The organism is Streptomyces sp. 142MFCol3.1 (assembly GCF_000424945.1).
Taxonomy (GTDB): Bacteria; Actinomycetota; Actinomycetes; order Streptomycetales; family Streptomycetaceae; genus Streptomyces; species Streptomyces siamensis.
The window spans coordinates 21,853-40,413 of record NZ_AUKV01000015.1; the positions used below are offsets into that span (position 1 = coordinate 21,853).

At 71.0% G+C, this 18,561-nt stretch carries 14 protein-coding genes; 8 read left to right on the top strand and 6 right to left on the bottom strand.

Translation table 11 applies throughout. The annotated features are described in order from the left end of the window. Window positions 1-375 precede the first annotated feature (375 nt). Complete coding sequence (gene cimA, locus H305_RS0122540) at window positions 376-1,980, top strand: citramalate synthase (RefSeq protein WP_028802381.1); 1,605 nt, start codon at window positions 376-378, stop codon at window positions 1,978-1,980. A 105-nt stretch (window positions 1,981-2,085) separates the two neighbouring features. On the opposite strand, the gene H305_RS0122545 is transcribed toward cimA, so the two are convergent. Continuing rightward, entirely contained in the window at window positions 2,086-3,954 is a 1,869-nt protein-coding gene (locus tag H305_RS0122545) for a ricin-type beta-trefoil lectin domain protein (protein ID WP_028802382.1), read from the bottom strand. Window positions 3,955-4,216: 262 nt separating this feature from the next. On the opposite strand from H305_RS0122545, the gene H305_RS0122550 reads away from it, so the two are divergent. Together H305_RS0122550 and H305_RS0122555 are read left to right on the top strand one after the other, a co-directional pair. Then, window positions 4,217-7,240 (top strand): glycoside hydrolase family 3 protein, encoded by a 3,024-nt coding sequence (locus tag H305_RS0122550; protein ID WP_028802383.1) that lies wholly within the window; start codon window positions 4,217-4,219, stop codon window positions 7,238-7,240. Window positions 7,241-7,569: 329 nt separating this feature from the next. Then, window positions 7,570-8,937, top strand: a complete 1,368-nt coding sequence (locus H305_RS0122555; RefSeq protein WP_028802384.1) for a hypothetical protein — start codon at window positions 7,570-7,572, stop codon at window positions 8,935-8,937. 43 nt (window positions 8,938-8,980) lie between these two features. On the opposite strand, the gene H305_RS0122560 is transcribed toward H305_RS0122555, so the two are convergent. Then, window positions 8,981-9,817, bottom strand: coding sequence for an NAD(P)H-binding protein (locus H305_RS0122560; protein WP_028802385.1), 837 nt, complete (start codon window positions 9,815-9,817; stop codon window positions 8,981-8,983). A 138-nt stretch (window positions 9,818-9,955) separates the two neighbouring features. On the opposite strand from H305_RS0122560, the gene H305_RS0122565 reads away from it, so the two are divergent. Then, a complete protein-coding gene (locus H305_RS0122565; RefSeq protein ID WP_028802386.1) occupies window positions 9,956-10,339 on the top strand; it encodes a winged helix-turn-helix transcriptional regulator in 384 nt (127 codons plus the stop codon). Between the two features lie 11 nt (window positions 10,340-10,350). On the opposite strand, the gene H305_RS0122570 is transcribed toward H305_RS0122565, so the two are convergent. After that, complete coding sequence (locus H305_RS0122570; RefSeq protein ID WP_028802387.1) at window positions 10,351-10,842, bottom strand: hypothetical protein; 492 nt, start codon at window positions 10,840-10,842, stop codon at window positions 10,351-10,353. A gap of 426 nt (window positions 10,843-11,268) precedes the next feature. Then, window positions 11,269-11,886, bottom strand: a complete 618-nt coding sequence (locus H305_RS0122575; protein ID WP_028802388.1) for a YceI family protein — start codon at window positions 11,884-11,886, stop codon at window positions 11,269-11,271. A 482-nt stretch (window positions 11,887-12,368) separates the two neighbouring features. On the opposite strand from H305_RS0122575, the gene H305_RS0122580 reads away from it, so the two are divergent. The 4 genes from H305_RS0122580 (at window position 12,369) to H305_RS0122595 (ending at window position 17,197) form a co-directional block, all read left to right on the top strand. Next, window positions 12,369-12,866 carry a hypothetical protein gene (locus H305_RS0122580; protein WP_028802389.1) on the top strand — a complete coding sequence of 166 codons (498 nt, stop codon included), beginning with the start codon at window positions 12,369-12,371 and terminating at the stop codon, window positions 12,864-12,866. A gap of 2 nt (window positions 12,867-12,868) precedes the next feature. Then, window positions 12,869-15,187, top strand: coding sequence for a polysaccharide lyase 8 family protein (locus H305_RS0122585; protein WP_028802390.1), 2,319 nt, complete (start codon window positions 12,869-12,871; stop codon window positions 15,185-15,187). A gap of 154 nt (window positions 15,188-15,341) precedes the next feature. Beyond that, a complete protein-coding gene (locus tag H305_RS0122590; protein ID WP_028802391.1) occupies window positions 15,342-16,949 on the top strand; it encodes an acyl-CoA carboxylase subunit beta in 1,608 nt (535 codons plus the stop codon). A 56-nt stretch (window positions 16,950-17,005) separates the two neighbouring features. Continuing rightward, complete coding sequence (locus H305_RS0122595; RefSeq protein ID WP_028802392.1) at window positions 17,006-17,197, top strand: acyl-CoA carboxylase subunit epsilon; 192 nt, start codon at window positions 17,006-17,008, stop codon at window positions 17,195-17,197. A gap of 175 nt (window positions 17,198-17,372) precedes the next feature. Here H305_RS0122595 and H305_RS0122600 read toward each other — a convergent pair whose 3' ends face one another. Both H305_RS0122600 and H305_RS0122605 read right to left on the bottom strand, forming a co-directional pair. Then, complete coding sequence (locus H305_RS0122600; protein ID WP_026248371.1) at window positions 17,373-17,954, bottom strand: GTP-binding protein; 582 nt, start codon at window positions 17,952-17,954, stop codon at window positions 17,373-17,375. Further along, on the bottom strand, window positions 17,935-18,534 hold the full coding sequence (locus H305_RS0122605) for a DUF742 domain-containing protein (RefSeq protein ID WP_028802393.1): 600 nt from the start codon (window positions 18,532-18,534) through the stop codon (window positions 17,935-17,937). The genes H305_RS0122600 and H305_RS0122605 overlap by 20 nt, the downstream gene beginning before the upstream one ends. Between the last annotated feature and the right edge of the window lie 27 nt (window positions 18,535-18,561).

Genomic DNA, 18,561 nt, shown 5'->3' on the forward strand with positions numbered 1-18,561 from the left:
CGGGCGGGCCGGCGGTCGGTGACGGGTTCGTGCGCCGACCGCGCCGACCTGCACGGTGTCCACGGTCGCGTAGCCCGCTGTTCGCATCCTGAGACGCCCGGTGAGCGCAGGGGCGGTATGTGCCAGACTGCCCCCGTGCTCTCGTTCGCCATGATTATTGGCAGCAGGCGCGCCGGTCCGCAGTGACCGCCTCGTACCACCACGTACGGGCGGACATCGTCGTCCTCGACCCGCGCGCAGACCTCTCGCACCCGCGAGAGGTTTTTCGTTTTCCTGGCCCACCTCAAGTCGGGAAGGGGAGCGCGAGGGACCATGGGGGGACGGTGGAGCCGGTCATTCCGGTAGACCGAGATCCAACATCAGGAGCCAGAGACCATGACGGAAACCAGCGAACTCGACGATTCCTTCCACGTCTTCGACACGACCCTGCGCGACGGCGCGCAGCGTGAGGGCATCAACCTCACCGTGGCGGACAAGCTGGCCATCGCACGGCACCTGGACGACTTCGGGGTGGGCTTCATCGAGGGCGGCTGGCCCGGCGCCAACCCGCGCGACACCGAGTTCTTCGCCCGCGCCCAGCAGGAGATCGACTTCAAGCACGCCGAGCTCGTGGCGTTCGGCGCCACCCGCCGGGCCGGCGCGAAGGCTTCGGAGGATCCGCAGGTCAAGGCACTCCTGGACTCGGGCGCCCAGGTGATCACCCTCGTCGCCAAATCCCACGACCGCCATGTCGAGCTCGCCCTGCGCACCACCCTCGACGAGAACCTGGAGATGGTCCGCGACACCGTCTCCTACCTGCGCTCGCAGGACCGCCGCGTCTTCGTCGACTGCGAGCACTTCTTCGACGGCTACCGCGCCAACCCCGCCTACGCGAAGGCCGTCGTCCGTGCGGCGTCCGAGGCCGGCGCCGACGTCGTCGTCCTGTGCGACACCAACGGCGGCATGCTCCCGGCACAGGTCCAGGCCGTCGTGGCCACCGTCCTCGCGGACACCGGCGCCCGGCTCGGCATCCACGCCCAGGACGACACGGGCTGCGCGGTCGCCAACACCCTCGCCGCCGTCGACGCGGGCGCCACCCACGTCCAGTGCACCGCCAACGGCTACGGCGAGCGGGTCGGCAACTCCAACCTGTTCCCCGTCGTGGCCGCCCTGGAGCTCAAGTACGGCAAGAAGGTGCTCCCCGAGGGGGCCCTGCGCGAGATGACCCGCATCTCCCACGCGATCGCCGAGGTCGTCAACCTCACCCCCTCCACGCACCAGCCCTACGTGGGCGTGTCCGCCTTCGCGCACAAGGCGGGCCTGCACGCCTCCGCCATCAAGGTCGACCCGGACCTCTACCAGCACATCGACCCCGAACAGGTCGGCAACACCATGCGGATGCTGGTCTCCGACATGGCGGGCCGTGCCTCCATCGAGCTCAAGGGCAAGGAGCTCGGCATCGACCTCGGCGGGGACCGCGAGCTGGTCGGCCGTGTCGTCGAGCGGGTCAAGGAGCGCGAGCTCAAGGGCTACACCTACGAGGCCGCGGACGCGAGCTTCGAACTGCTGCTGCGCGCGGAGGCCGAGGGCAAGCCGCTCAAGTACTTCGAGGTCGAGTCCTGGCGCGCCATCGTCGAGGACCGCCCGGACGGGTCCCACGCCAACGAGGCCACGGTCAAGCTCTTCGCCAAGGGCGAGCGCATCGTCGCCACCGCCGAGGGCAACGGTCCGGTCAACGCGCTGGACCGCGCGCTGCGCGTCGCCCTGGAGAAGATCTACCCCCAGCTCGCCAAGCTGGAGCTCGTCGACTACAAGGTCCGCATCCTGGAGGGCAAGCACGGCACGTCCTCCACGACCCGCGTGCTCATCTCCACGTCCGACGGCACCGGCGAGTGGTCCACGGTGGGCGTCGCCGAGAACGTCATCGCGGCGTCGTGGCAGGCCCTGGAGGACGCGTACACGTACGGCCTGCTGCGGGCCGGGGTGGAGCCGGCGGCGTAGGCGACCCGAAGGCCGGAGGGGCCGGGGAGGGCCCCTCCGGCCTGTCGGACGGCGGGCGCGGTGCGCACGGTGACCGGACGTCGTCGCGCCGGCGCCCGCACGGTCCTACTGGAGCCGCCACTTCTGGTTGGCCGCTCCCGTGCAGGACCAGATCTGCGCCCGCGCCCCGTTCGCGGACGAGTTGTCCGTCACGTCCAGGCACTTGTTCGCCGCTGCGTTGACCACGTCACCCGTGGACGCGTTGTACGACCACTGCTGTGCCCCCGTGCCGTTGCAGTCGTACAGCTGCACCTTGGCCCCGTCGGCGGTGGAGCCACCCGTCACGTCGAGGCACTTGCCGAGCGCCCGGACGGAGCCGTCCGCCTGCACGGTCCAGTTCTGCGCCGAGGACCCGTTGCAGTCGTAGAGCTGCACCGCCGTGCCGTTCGCGGACGAACCGCCCGCCACGTCCAGGCACTTGCCGGCGAGCCCGACGAAGGCCCCGGACCGGCTCCCGCCGCCCGACTGCGTGCCCGACCAGGTGAAGGTCGCCGACGTCCGGCCGGGCAGCGAGTAGGTGGCGTGCTGGCCGCCCCAGTTGACGGTCACCGTCTTCGCGGACGACGCCTCGTTGTACGCGATCAGCGCCTTCGACCCGTCGGGATTGCGCCAGGCCACGTTGGGCACGGCCGACGACGCCGTGGAGGCGATCCGCTGCGCTCCCGGCCGCACGAACTTCGTCAGGTGCCCCATCGTGTAGTACTCGATCGTGTAGTCGACCGTCCCGCTCGCCCCGTCCCCGTTGTGCACGGTGATCAGCCCGGAGCAGGTGCCGCAGCCGCCGTTGTGTGGCCCCCGGTTCTGGTCCACGGCCAGCGACCACTTGGTCACCGACTTCGCCCAGTTCCGGGTGTAGTCGACGATGTTGAGCATGTCCTCGCGCTGCTGGTCGGCGATCCAGGTGCCACCGGAGTGCTCGGTGCCGAAGGCGTCGAGGCCCGGGTACTGGTCGTGCACGCTCGTCTGCCTGCCCACGTCGCCGCCGTACCCGTGCCAGGCGATGCCGCCGAAGTTCGGGTGCGAGCGGACCGCCGCGTCGTCCACGGTCTGCGCGGCGTACGCGTCGTACACGTCCCAGTTCCAGTCGTGCGCGAGGACCTTCGTGGACAGCCCCGCCGCCTGGAGCTTGGGCAGCAGCTCGCTCTTGGTGAAGTAGGCGAGCCCCGAGGCGTTCCAGCTCATCGAGGGGTAGCCCGAGCAGCACGTCGGCTCGTTCTGCGCGGTGACGTACGCGACGGGCACGCCCTGGTCGCGGTAGGCCTGGAGGTACTTCACGAAGTACGAGGCGTACGCGCCGTAGTCCTCCGCCTTCAGCCAGCCGCCGTTGAGCTGGCCGCTGTCCTTCATCCAGGCGGGTGCCGTCCACGGCGAGGCCATCACGGTCAGGGACGGGTTGAGCTGGAGCGCCTGCCTGGTCAGGGGCACCACGTCCGCGAGGTCGTGGGCGATCGAGAACTTCGACAGCGAGGAGTCCGTCTGCCCGGCGGGTACGTCGTCGTAGGTGTAGCCGTACCGCGCGAGGTCGGACGCGCCCATGGGGTTGCGCAGGAAGGACAGCCCGATGCCGTCCGTCGGCGAGAACAGCTTCCGCATCGTGGCGTCCCGCGTGCTCTGCGACAGCGCTCCGCTGCTGTTCATCAGCCAGGCGGCGGTGTCCGTGAAGGACGCCCCGCCGCCGGTGAAGGTCTGGTACCGGGTGTTCTCGTCGACGGTGATGTTCTCGCCGCTTCCGCCGCTGCCGGACTGGAAGGCGAACGGCGTCTGGGCCTGGAGCCCGCGCACCACGTGCCGTCCGCCGGCGTCGTCGGTCGTGGTCAGCCAGGCGGTCACCTGTTCGCCCGCGGCCTGCGCGGGCACGGTGCCGACGGCGGTCAGCCCGGCGGTCGTCAGCAGCCCGGCGACGAGTAGCCGGGCCGCCCGGATGGATCTCCTCATGGCGCGCCGCCCTTCTGTGTGGGGGTGGGAGACGGGGCGTGCGAGCCGTGAGTAAATGACGGCTTCGGGTGCGCGTCAAGGGGGTGCGCGTTCAGATTCCGAAGGAACAACTTCCCTGTTCTAGACGTGAGTTACGTGTGTACCGGTTCTGACGTGAAGTCTTGACGGCTACTGGGGGCGCCAGTTAACTCACGCCGTGATCTAAGTCGTAAGAGGAGTGTACGAGTTCAGTCATCGCACGGAGAGAGTCGAGGGAAGGTCCATGCGAAGAACCGCCCTGCTCGTGTCCGCCGCCCTGCTCACCGGACTGCTGCCGCTGGCCTCCGCGAGCGCCGCGGCAGGTGCCGGCGAACCGGCCCCCGTCCCCGTCGACCGCTTCGAGGGCGAGGTGCCCTTCGCCGGCCAGCCCGCCGACGGCATCTTCACCTGGGGGAGCGACTCCGACGACCCGCCCCGGCTCGCTCTGACCGCCCGCACCGACGCACCCGAGGGCGACAAGGTCCTCACCGGCTCCTACGACATCAGCGGCTACGGCGGCTTCACCCACGACTTCGCCGCCGCCCTGCCCGCCCATGACTGGTCGGCCCACAAGGGCATCCGCTTCTGGTGGGAAGGCCGCGGCAGCGGCAAGAAGATCAGCTTCGAGATCAAGGACGGCGGCGCCCACGGTGAGGCCTCCGAGCTGTGGACGACGTCCTTCGCGGACGACTTCACCGGCTGGAAGCAGATCGAGATCCCCTTCACCGACTTCACCTATCGCACGGACTACCAGCCCGTCGGCGGCATCGACCAGGTGCTCGGCCTCACGCAGATGTGGGGGTACGCGGTCACCCTGCCGGTCGGCGTCAAGGGCGAGTTCGCCATGGACGGCGTCGAGCTGTACGGCAAGGCGGACCAGTCGCTGCGCGCCTCCGTGACCGTCGACGCCGCGGTCCGTCCGGTGAAGGAGGGCGGCACGGCGGACGTGCGCGTCTCGGTCGCCACCACCGGTTCCGCCCCGATCGACGAACCGGTGACCGTCGCCTACGAGAGCGCGGGCGGAACCGCCGATCCGGGCAAGGACTACATCCCGGCCAGGGGGACGATCACCTTCCCGGCGGGGACCGTCTCGGGCACCTCCCGGACGATCCACGTACGGACGCTGAAGGACAGGTCCGCCGAACCCGCCGAGACGATCCCTCTCCACCTCACCGTCACCGGCGCCAAGGCCCCGGCCGAGAGCCCGAAGGTGGTCGTCGACGCCCACGGCCTGCCCTATCTCGACCCGAAGCTGCCGGTGCGGAAGCGGGTCGCCGACCTCGTCTCCCGGATGTCCCTGGAGGAGAAGGCCGGCCAGATGACCCAGGCCGAGCGCGGCGCGGTCACCACGCAGGACGACATCGCGGCCTACGGCCTCGGCTCGCTCCTGTCCGGCGGCGGCTCGACCCCCACACCCAACACCCCCGCGGCATGGGCGAAGATGATCGACGCCTTCCAGCTCCGGGCCCAGGCGACCCGCTTCCAGATCCCGCTCGTCTACGGCGTGGACGCGGTGCACGGCCACAACAACCTCGTCGGCTCGACGATCATGCCGCACAACATCGGCATCGGCGCGACCCGCGACCCCGAACTGGCGGAACGGACCGGCGCGGTCACGGCCTCCGAGGTCCGCGCCACGGGCATCCCGTGGGACTTCGCGCCCTGCCTGTGCGTGACCCGCGACGAGCGGTGGGGCCGCTCCTACGAGTCCTTCGGTGAGGACCCGGCCCTCGTCGAGTCCATGGAGACCGTCGTCCAGGGGCTCCAGGGCGCCCGCGACGGCAGGGACCTGAAGGACGACGACAAGGTGCTGGCCACCGCCAAGCACTTCGTCGGCGACGGCGGCACGCAGTACGGCTCGTCCACCACCGGCTCGTACACCATCGACCAGGGTGTCACCAAGGTCACCCGGCAGCAGCTGGAGGCCGTGCACCTGGCGCCGTACCAGGAGGCCGTCGACCGCGGCATCGGCTCCGTCATGCCGTCCTACTCCTCGCTCGACGTCCTCGGCGACGGTCAGGGGCCGGTGAAGATGCACGCCCGCGGGGACATGATCAACGGCGTGCTCAAGGACCGTATGGGCTTCGACGGCTTCGTCATCAGCGACTGGGCGGCCATCGACCAGCTACCCGGCGACTACGCGTCCGACGTCCGCACCTCTGTCAACGCCGGCCTCGACATGATCATGGTTCCGTACGCCTACAAGGACTTCCGCGCCGCGCTGGTCGCGGAGGTGAAGGCGGGCCGGATCAGCGAGGCGCGCGTCGACGACGCCGTCTCGCGGATCCTCACCCAGAAGTTCAAGCTCGGCCTCTTCGAGAAGCCCTACGCGGACACCAGCGGCGCCTCGCGCATCGGCTCGCCCGCACACCGCGCCGTGGCCCGCGAAGCCGCCGCCGAGTCCCAGGTCCTGCTGAAGAACTCCGGCGGCGTCCTGCCCCTGAAGAAGTCCCAGAAGGTCTACGTCGCCGGATCGAACGCCGACGACATCGGCAACCAGACCGGCGGCTGGACCATCACCTGGCAGGGATCGTCCGGAAAGATCACGGACGGCACGACGATCCTCGACGGGATGCGGCGCGCCGGCGGCGACGTCACCTATTCCAAGGACGCCTCGGCGCCCACCGGCGGATACGACGTCGGTGTGGTGGTCGTCGGCGAGACCCCGTACGCCGAGGGCGTCGGCGATGTCGGCAACGGCAACGACCTGGAGCTGACCGCCGCCGACAAGGCCGCCGTGGACAAGGTGTGCGCGGCGATGAAGTGTGCCGTGCTGATCGTCTCCGGACGGCCGCAGCTCATCGGCGACCGCCTCGGCGCCGTGGACTCGCTCGTCGCGTCCTGGCTGCCGGGCACCGAGGGCGACGGGGTCGCCGATGTGCTGTACGGGAAGCGGGCCTTCACCGGCCGGCTGCCCGTCACCTGGCCGAAGTCCGAGTCCCAGCTGCCGATCAACGTCGGTGACACGGACTACGACCCGCAGTTCCCCTACGGCTGGGGCCTCACCACGCTCACGAAGGTCCCGGCCGGCGGCACGGCGACCCTGCGGGCCCTCGGCCTCGTCGCCGCCGCGGCGGACCGGGCCGGATCGGCCTCGGCGGGCCGCGCGGCCGTGACCAAGGCCCGCCTCCTCGTCCAGCAGCGGATCGGCGCGACGATCACGTCCGCGACCGCCAAGCCCTTCGCGGACGCCGACCACCTCCTGCTGACGGGCCACTACGCCGGCGCGGTGGCGAAGCTGAAGGAGGCGTACGAGGCGGCCGGCTGACACCCGGGCACGAGAACGGCGGGGCGGCGGGGGACGGAGTGCCCGGCGCCCCCGCCCCCTGTCGGCCCGGGCCCGCCCCTGGTCCGGGCCCGGGCCGACAGGGCCCGGACGTCGCCCAGGGCCGCCGCCTGTCCACCCTGCCCGGCTCCCCGTCCGGGGGCCGGTGCCTGTCCACCGCGCCCGGGGCTGCCGCCTGTCCACCGCGCCCGGGGCCGCCCTCGATCCACCGGGCCCCCGTCCCGTACCCGCCCTCGGTCCAACGCGCCCGCTCCTCGTTCCGGGTTCCGCACCGATGCCCAATTCGGTGCATTTCGGGTAGCTTCGAAGACATGAAGCCCGCTCGCACCCGAGGTCTCCCGGGATGGCGGGGTCTCCCGGGACTGCTCGTCGCGCTGGTTCTCACCGCCCTGGCGGTCCTCGCGACCGGCATCTCCCGCGCCCAGGCGGCCACCGACGTGGACACGGTGGCCGCCGCCCTGCGCGAAAGCCCCGTGTACGTCGATCCGGCGGCCTCCGCGCAGCTGCCCGAGGCCGACGCCGCCGCCCTGGCCAAGAAGATCAAGGACGCGGACAAGCCCGTATTCGTGGCGGTCCTCCCGGCCGGGTTCCCGTCCCAGAGCCTCTTCCAGAACCTGCGCACCGCCACCGGCATCACCGGCCTGTACGGGGTCCGGCTCGGCGACCGCTTCGACGCGCGGGCCGATGCCTCGGTGATGTCCCGTACCGCCGTGCAGAACCTCGTCACCAGCGTCCAGGGCGAGGACGCGAAGACCCAGCTGAACGACTTCACGGACCGCGCGCTCGCCAACATCAGGGGCTCCGCCCCCGCGAGCTGGGACAGTGGTTCGGCGGGCAGCGGCGTCTCCACGGCCGCCCTGGTCACGGTCGCCGCGGTGGTCGTGGCGGGCGGCGCGGGCGCCTACACGCTCGCCCGCCGCAACCGGCGCCGCAAGGAACAGGAGCGGCGGGCGGCGCTCGACAGGCTCCGCGTGGTCGTGGACGAGGACATCACGGCCTTCGGTGAGGAACTCGACCGGCTCGACTTCCATCCCGCGGAGGCGGGGGCGGACGACGCGATGCGCGCGGACTACGAACGCGCGCTGGACGCCTACGAGCAGGCGAAGTCGTCCATGGCGGCGGCCGCCCGGCCCGAGGACGTCAGCGCGGTGACGCAGGCCCTGGAGGACGGCCGGTTCTCGCTCGCCGTGCTGGCCGCACGCCGTGAGGGCCGCCCTCTCCCCGAGCGTCGCGCCCCGTGCTTCTTCGACCCGCGGCACGGCCCGTCCGTCGCCGACGCGACATGGACGCCGGCGGGCGGCGCGCCCCGGCAGGTGCCGGTCTGCGCGGCGGACCGGGCCCGGCTGGCCGACGGGGTGTCCCCGGCGGTCCGTGAGGTCGAGACCGACTACGGACGCCGTCCCTACTGGGACGCGGGTCCGGCGTACGGCCCCTGGGCGGGCGGCTACTTCGGCGGCGGCATCCTGCCCGGCCTGCTCGTCGGCACCCTGCTCGGCAGTGCGATGGCCAGCCCCTCGTACGCCTCCGACTACGGCGCCGGGTACGGCGACTTCGCCGGCGGCTACGACGGCGGCGACGTCTCCGGCGCCGACTTCGACCCCGGCGACTTCGGCGGTGGTTTCGGGGACGGCGGGGGCGGCGACTTCGGCGGGGGAGGGGACTTCGGCGGCGGCTTCTGAGTCGCACCCCCGACCCCGGCCGACTGCCGGACGGGGCCGGAGATCACTTGAACGCCGCGGCGTTGCGTCCCGCCCAGTGCGTGAAGGCGTGCCCGGGCCGGCCGAGGAGCCGTTCCACGTCCGGGCTCACCCGCTGTTCCTCGGCGACCGGCGTGCCCAGGATGTCCAAAGTGGTGTCCGCCAGCGGCTCGGGCATGAACCGCAGCATCTGCGCCCTGGCCTCCTCGCGGGTCTGCTCGACGAACCGCACCGGCTCGCCGACGGCGTCCGCGATCGCCGCGACCTGCTGCCGCGGCGAGACCGGCGCCGGGCCGGTCAGCTCGTAGGTCATGCCCGCGTGGCCGGGTTCCCGCAGGGCGAGAGCGGCGACCTCGGCGATGTCGAGCGGGTCGACGACCGGCAGCGCGACGTCGCCGAAGGGCGCCCCGGCCGTCCGCGCCGCGCGGACCGTGCCGGCCCACGCCAGCGTGTTGGAGTGGAAGCCCGCCGGCCGGAGCAGGGTCCACTCCAGCCCCGAGCGCTTGACCGCGTCCTCCAGCATGGGTGGGTGACGCCGCGTGCCGACCCCTTGCGAGGAGAGGAGGACGACGCGCCGTACGCCTCCGTCCCGAGCGGTGCCGAGGACGCCGGACAGGTTTCCGCCCGAAGCCAGGAATTCACCGGTGACCAGCAAGAACAGTGCCTCGGCCCCGTCCAGCGCGGGCCGCAGGCTCAACGGGTCCGCCAGGTCCGCCCGGACGTGCCGCACCCCCGGCGGCAGGTCCGCGACGCCCGTCGCCGAGGTGCCGCGCGACACCGCCGTCACCCTCTCGCCCGCCGCGTCCAGCGCCCGCACGAGCAGCCTGCCGACGTTGCCCGTGGCTCCCGTCACCATCATCACGATTGCTCCCCTTTGCCGCAGCGGCATGGCTTCCGGTCAGGTTCAACCGGTTCCTGCCGTTTCTTTCGGACAAAAAGAAAGCTACCGTCCTTGGCATAGTAGGTACCTAGAGGAAAGTAATGGGGAGAGGGGTTCATTGTGACTGACGCCACATCCCGGCCGGTCGCCGTCGATGTCGACCCCGAGGCGGCCTGCCCGATCGCTCCGGTCGTCGACATCGTCTTCAGTCGCTGGACCACGCCCATCCTGTGGGCGCTGCACGAGTACGGACGGCAGCGCTTCGTGGAACTGGAGCGCCGCATCACCCGGATCACGCCCAAGGTGCTGACCCAGCGGCTGCGTCAGCTGGAGCGCGACGGGCTGGTCGTGCGCACGTACCACCCCGAGGTCCCGCCGCGGGTGGAGTACGAGATCAGCGAGCTGGGACGCAGTCTGGCCCCCCTGTTCGCGACGCTGGCGGAGTGGGCCGAGGTCAACCTGGACAAGGTCGAGGAGGCCCGGGTCGCTTATGACGCCGGCTGAGCCACCGACGCTCAGGCGTCGGGCAGTCGGAGCCACTCGCCCCAGGAGAGATCACGTCCGATGAACCGGGGCCGCTCGAAGGGCCAGTCCTCGGCGATCCAGCGCGGCACGAGCGCGTCCAGATCGCGCTCCAGCGCACTGCCGACGCGGGCGTCCACGACCCACCAGGAGATCTCGGCGTCGGCGCCGGTCTTCTCGGGCGGATCGATGTAGACACATCCGTACTCGGACGTGCCCGCGTCGTCGAACAGCACGTAGTTGAAGGACTGGTGGGCGGCGATCTCCGCCTCGTGCCGCCGGAGGTCCTGGAGGTTCGCCTCGTACGTCATGGTCTCGGCGGGCCATCCCCAGGCCTGGCCGAAGATGGACCAGAGCCGTTCACGCGACCCCATGACGGCCGGATAGTCGATGGCGGCGTCCGCGCCGGTGATCGGGCGCAGGTGATGCCCGCCGGGCACGTCGACGCGCAGCGGGTGGACGAAATCGGCGGGCAACCAGGTCATGCCCGGAGGCTAACGGCCGGGCGGAGCACCACGCACCGGGTTATCGGGCCGCGGCACCGAGCCCCGCCGCGGCACCGAGCCCCGCCGCGACGCCGGACCCTGCGCGGCGGTGGGGGTCGGTGCCGCGGCCGTTCGCGCACGGGCGGACCCGGCCGTGGGCGTGCTGCTTCCGGCGTGCTTCCCGTGCCCCGTCATCCGGGCGATCCACGCGATGAAGTCGCCCGGGTCGGGGTTCGAGCCGCGCGGTGCCGACAATTCTGTTGACCTCATGGCGGACCCTCACCGATTCCGGGCCGGCTCACAGGGAAGCCCCCGGACATGCCGGAGCGCCCGTGCTTCTCGTGCGAGAAGAGCGGGCGCTCCGGACGTGCCGCGGCGGGTTCGGTGGGCCGGGCGGTGCGGCACGGTGCGGCGGACGGAACGCGCTCAGGCGGCGTTCCGGATGGCCGAGATGTCGAAGTTCAGCTTGATCTTGTCGGAGACGAGGACGCCGCCGGTCTCCAGCGCGGCGTTCCAGGTGAGGCCCCACTCGGAGCGCAGGAGCTCGGACTTGCCCTCGAAGCCCACGCGCTCGTTGCCGAACGGGTCCTTCGCGGCACCGTTGAACTCCAGGTCGATGGAGATCTCCTTGGTCGTGCCGAGGATCTCCAGGTCGCCCGTGATCCGGTAGTCGTCGCCGCCCAGGGCCTCCGCCTTGGTGGAGCGGAAGGTCATCGTCGGGAACTCTTCCGTCTTGAAGAAGTCGGAGCTCTTCAGGTGGCCGTCGCGGTCGGCGGACCCGGTGTCGATGCTGTCCATCTTGATGTCGAGGCTCGCCGTGGACTTGGACGGGTCGCTGCCGTCCAGGTGCAGCGAACCCTGGAAGTCGAGGAACGAACCCTTCACGTTCGTGACCATCGCGTGGCGCGCGACGAAGCCGATCGACGAGTGCGACGGGTCGATCGTGTAGTCGCCGGTCAGTGCGGCGAGGTCGGCGCTCACGGCGGCGGACGCCGGGGCGGCCGAGGCGGTGTCGTCGGTGTTCTTGCGGCCGAAGATGCCCATGACGTGCTCCTTAGGGGGACGGGTCGCGGATTCGGTCGGAAGCCGCGCTGCAATCTGTTATCTGTTGAATCTTCAACGAGGGGAACAAGAAGCACCGTAGACCTATTCCGTTCAAGTTTCAACATCATCCGCGACGTGTCTACGACGTTACGGCCTGTCATGGCCTTCCGCCTTCCGGGGGAGAGCGATCCGGCCGCCGGGTGAATGTGCTCCGGCCGACCCGGGGAGGGGACTCCGGCAGGGCCGGGGGAGGTGTTCGCGGCCGGGCCGTGGCGGGAACGCCGGTACCGGAGGCGAGGGCCCGGGGCGGCGTGCTCCGGCCGCAGGAGACGAGGCGATCCGGTGCAGTTCGGTCCCCCGCGCAGACAGGTCCCGACGCCCTCTGGCGAACGCGCGTAGACCTCGGGCACCATCTTCCTGCACCTGTACCGACTGCACAACCGCCCCACAGGAAGCACGGTCGTCCGCAGGAAGGTTCCCCCATGAAGCTCCGCTCCGTCCTGACCGCCCTCGCCCTCGTCGTCGCCCCGGGTGTGGCCGTCATCGGCACCTCCACCGACGCCTTCGCCGTCACCAAGATCAGCCATGCCACGGCGACGTCGATGTTCCGCTCCTCCGGCATCACCTGGTCCTCGTCGGGTGGCTGCTCCGACCGGAACAACCCCACCTGTACGTCCTTCGAGCAGCTCAACCTCGCCACCGCCCAGGGCGCCCAGACCCTCAAGGGAGCCAGCGGCTGCGCGCTCAACATCACCGGCGGCACCGAGACCGGCCACGCGAGCGGCACGTACTCACACTGGAACGGCTACAAACTCGACTACGGCAAGAACACCTGCGTCACCGCGTACATCAAGAACAACTTCACCTACATCGGGCTGCGCGGCGACGGTGCCCCGCAGTACAAGTCCGGCTCCGGCAACATCTACGCCGACGAGGGCAACCACTGGGACGTCCTCTACTACAACTGCGGCGGCTGCTAGGCATGACGGCCAGCCGCCGTACGTTCCTGCTGGCGGCCGCCCTCCTGGCGGCCGCCGCACCCCCGGCGGGCGCCGCCTCGGCGGACGACGAGTACGTGCTGCTCCGCCGGCGCTGGGTGGGCATCGCGCTCGGCACCGGCTACGACCCCACGGCCGAGCCCTACGCCTCCCGGCTGCGCCGCACCGGCGAACTCGCCCGCGGCTTCGCGCGGTCCATGGCCCCGACGGCCGTGTCCCTCTGGCCGGACCATCCCTTCGACCCGCCCGCCGGCATCACCGCGAGCTACTCCAGGCTGTGGACGATGACCCAGGCGTATCTCCAGGAGGGAACCGGGTCGGCGGGCAACGAGAACCTCCTCGCGGACGTGATCCGCGGCCTCGACCACCTCTCCGCGACGGTCTACAACCCGTCCACCATCCGGTACGGCAACTGGTGGGAGTGGCAGATAGGCAGCCCCCGGCTGCTCATGGACATCGTCGCCGCCCTCGACGAGAACCTCACCGACGCACATCGGACAGCCGCCTGCGCGGCCGTGGACCACTTCGTCCCGGACGAGATGCTCCGCGACTACTCCGGCACATCCACCGGTGCCAACCGCGTCGACCTGTGCCGGTCCGTGACGCTGCGCGGCGTCCTCGGGCGGGCCCCCGACAAGATCGCGCTGGCCCGGGACGCGCTCTCACCCGTCTTCCCGTACGTGACGTCCGGGGACGGGCTGTACGAGGACGGCTCGTTCGTGCAGCACGTCCAGGTCGCGTACTCGGGAACGTACGGCCAGGTCCTGCTCGACGGACTCGGCCGGCTGTTCGCGCTGCTCGCCGGATCGACGTGGGAGGTGACGGACCCGGACCGGCAGATCGTCCTGGACTCCGTCGAGCACGCCTTCGCGCCCCTCATCCACGACGGACTGGTGATGGACACCGTCAACGGGCGGGCCATCAGCCGGGGTTACCTGAAGAGCGACGACCAGCACGTCCTGCGCAGCGACCACTTCCACGGGCAGGCGCTGATCGCCGCGATCGCGCTGCTCGCCCAGGGCGCGACCCTCGCCGAGCGGCAGCGCTGGCACGGCCTGATCAAGGGGTGGATCGCCCGGGACACGGTGAGCCCGATCCTCACGGCACCCCAGTTCGAGGTCGCCGACCTCGCGCGGCTGCACGCCGTCGCCGGCTCCGCCGCCCCGCCCGCCCCCGAACCCGTCGGCCCCCGCCTGTTCCCCGCGATGGACCGTGCGGTGCACCGCGGGCCCGGCTTCACCGCCGCAGTCTCGATGGCCTCCGAACGGATCGCGCACTACGAGTGCGGGAACGGCGAGAACCCACGCGGCTGGCACACCGGCGCCGGCATGACGCTGTGGTGGGCAGAAGGGCACGCGGACCAGTACACGGACTGGTTCTGGCCCACGGTCGACTGGTACCGGCTGCCCGGAACGACCGTGTCCACCAAGCGGCTCGCCGACCGCGAGGGCGGCGAGTGGGGTGCGCCCCGACCCGCGGTGCGCTGGGTCGGCGGAGCGACGGACGGAACCTGCGCGGCCGTCGGACAGCATCTGAAGGGACTCGGCTCCACCCTGGAGGCCCGCAAGTCCTGGTTCTGCGCCGTCGACTGCCTCATCTGCCTCGGCGCCGGCATCACGGCCGCCGACGGAGTGCCGGTGGAGACGGTGGTGGACAACCGCAGCCTGGGGGAGGGCGGCACCGAGACGCTCACCGTCCGGCGCGGCTGGGCCCACCTCGAAGGCCACGGCGGGTGGGTCTTCCCCGGGCCGGCCGGTACGTCGGCCCTGCGCACCCTCCGCGAGGACCGCAGCGGCGCCTGGTCGGACATCAACACCACCAGCACCACCGAGCGGCGCACCCGCCGCTGGCAGACGCTCTGGCTGGACCACGGCACGGACCCGGTGGGAGCCGGCTACGCCTACGTCTTGATGCCGGGTGCCTCGCGCGCCGCCGTCGCGGCCCGGGCCGCCGATCGCGACTGGCTGCACGTCCTCGCCAACGACGCCCGCCGACAGGCCGTCCACGTGCCCTCCTTGGGGCTCACGGCGGCGAACTTCTGGCAGGCGGGCAGCGCGGGCCCGCTGAGCGCCACGGCAGGCGCCTGCGTCCTGTTACGCCGTCGTGGACGCACCGCTACGCTCTCTGTGAGTGAACCGCCCCGTACGGGCGACCCGCTGGAGGTCGTCTGGGACCGGCCGGTGCGCTCGGTCCTCAGGGCCGATCCGTCGGTCGAGGTGCTCGCCACAGGCCGCCGACTGAGGGTCCGTGTCACTCCGTCGATGGCATGCGCCACACATGAATGTGAGGTGGCTCTCAGCTGACGGCTTTGTGTGACCTCTACAAGCCGGAGGCCCTCTGAGCAGTCAGATCGCCTGCATGGGGTCGCGGTTCTGTTCAGGGCTACCAGTAAAACGGGCCGGAGACTGTACGGAGTCGACGGCTCGCTTTCCTTGCCGGGCTTCGTAAGGTCACTGCATGACCGTTTTGGACGAGGCCGGCCCGACAGACTCCACGAGCGCCACAGGCGAACCCACGGACGCGCGCGGGCGCGTGGCCGAACTGCACGCGATCCGTGCGGAGGCGCTGCGGGGTCCCAGCGAGAAGGCGACCGAGGCGCAGCACGCCAAGGGCAAGCTGACCGCCCGGGAGCGCATCGAGCTGCTGCTGGACGCGGGCTCGTTCCAGGAGGTCGAGCAGCTGCGCCGGCACCGGGCGACCGGCTTCGGCCTGGAGGCCAAGAAGCCGTACACCGACGGTGTCATCACCGGCTGGGGCACGGTGGAGGGCCGCACGGTCTTCGTGTACGCCCACGACTTCCGCATCTTCGGCGGCGCGCTGGGCGAGGCCCACGCCACCAAGATCCACAAGATCATGGACATGGCCATCGCGGCCGGTGCGCCGCTGGTCTCCCTGAACGACGGCGCGGGCGCGCGGATCCAGGAGGGCGTCTCCGCCCTCGCAGGCTACGGCGGCATCTTCCAGCGCAACACCAAGGCCTCGGGCGTCATCCCGCAGATCTCGGTCATGCTCGGCCCGTGCGCGGGCGGCGCGGCCTACAGCCCCGCCCTCACGGACTTCGTGTTCATGGTCCGCGAGACGTCGCAGATGTTCATCACGGGCCCGGACGTGGTCAAGGCGGTGACGGGCGAGGAGATCACCCAGAACGGCCTGGGCGGCGCCGACGTGCACGCCGAGACGAGCGGTGTCTGTCACTTCGCCTACGACGACGAGGAGACGTGCATCGCCGAGGTGCGCTACCTCCTCTCGCTCCTCCCGCAGAACAACCGGGAGAACCCGCCGCGCGTGTCCTGCGAGGACCCGGCGGACCGCCGCTCGGACGTCCTGCTCGACCTGGTCCCCGCCGACGGCAACCGGCCGTACGACATGGCGAAGGTCATCGAGGAGCTCGTCGACGACGGCGACTACCTGGAGGTCCACGAGCGCTGGGCCCGCAACATCATCTGCGCGCTGGCCCGCCTCGACGGTCAGGTCGTCGGCATCATCGCCAACCAGCCGCAGACCCTCGCCGGCGTCCTGGACATCGAGGCATCCGAAAAAGCTGCACGCTTTGTCCAGATGTGTGACGCTTTCAATATTCCGATCGTCACGCTGCTGGACGTACCGGGGTTCCTCCCCGGTGTCGACCAGGAGCACGGCGGGATCATCCGGCACGGCGCGAAGCTGCTGTACGCGTACTGCAACGCGACGGTCCCGAGGATCTCGCTGATCCTGCGCAAGGCGTACGGAGGTGCCTACATCGTCATGGACAGCCAGTCCATCGGGGCCGACCTCACCTTCGCCTGGCCGACGAACGAGATCGCCGTGATGGGTGCGGAAGGTGCTGCGAACGTCATCTTCCGCCGTCAGATCGCCGACGCCGCCGACCCCGAGGCCATGCGTGTCCGCATGGTCAAGGAGTACAAGGCCGAGCTGATGCACCCGTACTACGCGGCGGAGCGGGGCCTGGTCGACGACGTCATCGACCCGGCGGAGACCCGCGAGGTGCTGATCAAGTCGCTCGCGATGCTGCAGAGCAAGCACGCGGACCTGCCGTCGCGCAAGCACGGCAACCCCCCGCAGTAACCCAGCGGATCCTCCGCGGTACCCCCGCGGAAACCTCTCTCACGGAGACTGAGCCTATGAGCACCCCGGACATTCGCGTCGAGAAGGGCCACGCCGAGCCCGAGGAAGTCGCCGCCATCACGGCCATCCTCCTGGCCCGCGCCGCCGCCCAGCCGGACACCGCCCCGACCCACCGCGGCCGCGCCAAGGCAGGCTGGCGCCGCCTGGAGCGCGAGCCCGGCTTCCGCGCTCCGCACAGCTGGCACTGAGCCCCGGCCCCGCCCGGGCCGACGCAAGGCCCCGCCTCCCTCGGGAGAGCGGGGCCTCGGCGTTTCCGGAGCTGTGCCGGCCGAAGGGGCCGCCCCGGGCGAGGCACACGAAACGGCCCCCGCGCCTCCAACAGGAGGCGCGGGGGCCGTTCTCGGGCTTTGTGCGGTGTCCGTGCTAGCGCAGCCGCGCCATCAGCGCGTGCTCCACGAGCGTGATCAGCGCCGACTTGGCGTCCGCGCGGTGGCGGGCGTCCGTCGTGATGATGGGGGTGTCCGGTCCGATCTGGAGCGCCTCACGGACCTCGTCCGGGTTGTACGGCTGGTTGCCGTCGAAGCCGTTGAGGGCGATGACGAACGGCAGACCGCTGTTCTCGAAGTAGTCGACCGCGGGGAAGCAGTCGGCGAGCCGGCGGGTGTCGACCAGCACGATCGCGCCGATGGCGCCGCGGACCAGGTCGTCCCACATGAACCAGAAGCGGTCCTGGCCGGGGGTGCCGAACAGGTACAGGATCAGGTCCTGGTCCAGGGTGATGCGGCCGAAGTCCATGGCGACGGTGGTCGTCGTCTTGTCTCCGGTGTGCGTGAGGTCGTCGATGCCCGCGGAAGCGGACGTCATGACGGCCTCGGTGCGCAGCGGGTTGATCTCCGAGACGGCGCCGACGAACGTGGTCTTGCCCACGCCGAAGCCGCCCGCCACCACGATCTTCGCGGACGTGGTGGAGCGGGAAGGCCCTCCGCTAGAGCTTGCGAAGTCCACTGAGCACCCTTTCGAGCAAAGTCACGTCTGGCTGGCCACCGGCGCTTTCGTCGCCGCCGGGCTGATGGATGGCGACCAGTCCCGCCTCCGCCAAGTCGGCGACGAGGATCCTGGCCACGCCGAGGGGGATCGTCAGGAGGGCCGAGACCTCGGCCACCGACTTGATCTCTCGGCAGAGATTGCAGATCCGCTGATGCTCGGGCAACTGGCCCTGCATCTGGTGCGGCTGCGCGGTGGTGTGCACCAGCGCCTCGATGGCGAGCTGGTAGCGGGGCCTGGTGCGACCGCCCGTCATGGCGTACGGGCGCACCAGCGGATTGTTCGACGCCCCGGCCGGCGACGGCTCGGGCGAGCGCCGCTGCGGCTGCACGGGCTGGATGCGCGGCGCCGGCGGCTGGTCGTACGGCGACGGGCCAGGACCCTGGGGGCCCTGGGGCGCGTACGGCTGGCGCCGGTGGCTGGGCGCGGAGGGGAAGTTGTACCGGTTCGGGTTCTGCGAACCGTCACCCTGGCCGCCCTGCCCCTGACCGGGGCCGTACGACCAGTTACCCGAAGACGAACCGCCTGGGGGTGTTGCCACTTTTCTCCTCCTCCGACTGTGCCGGGC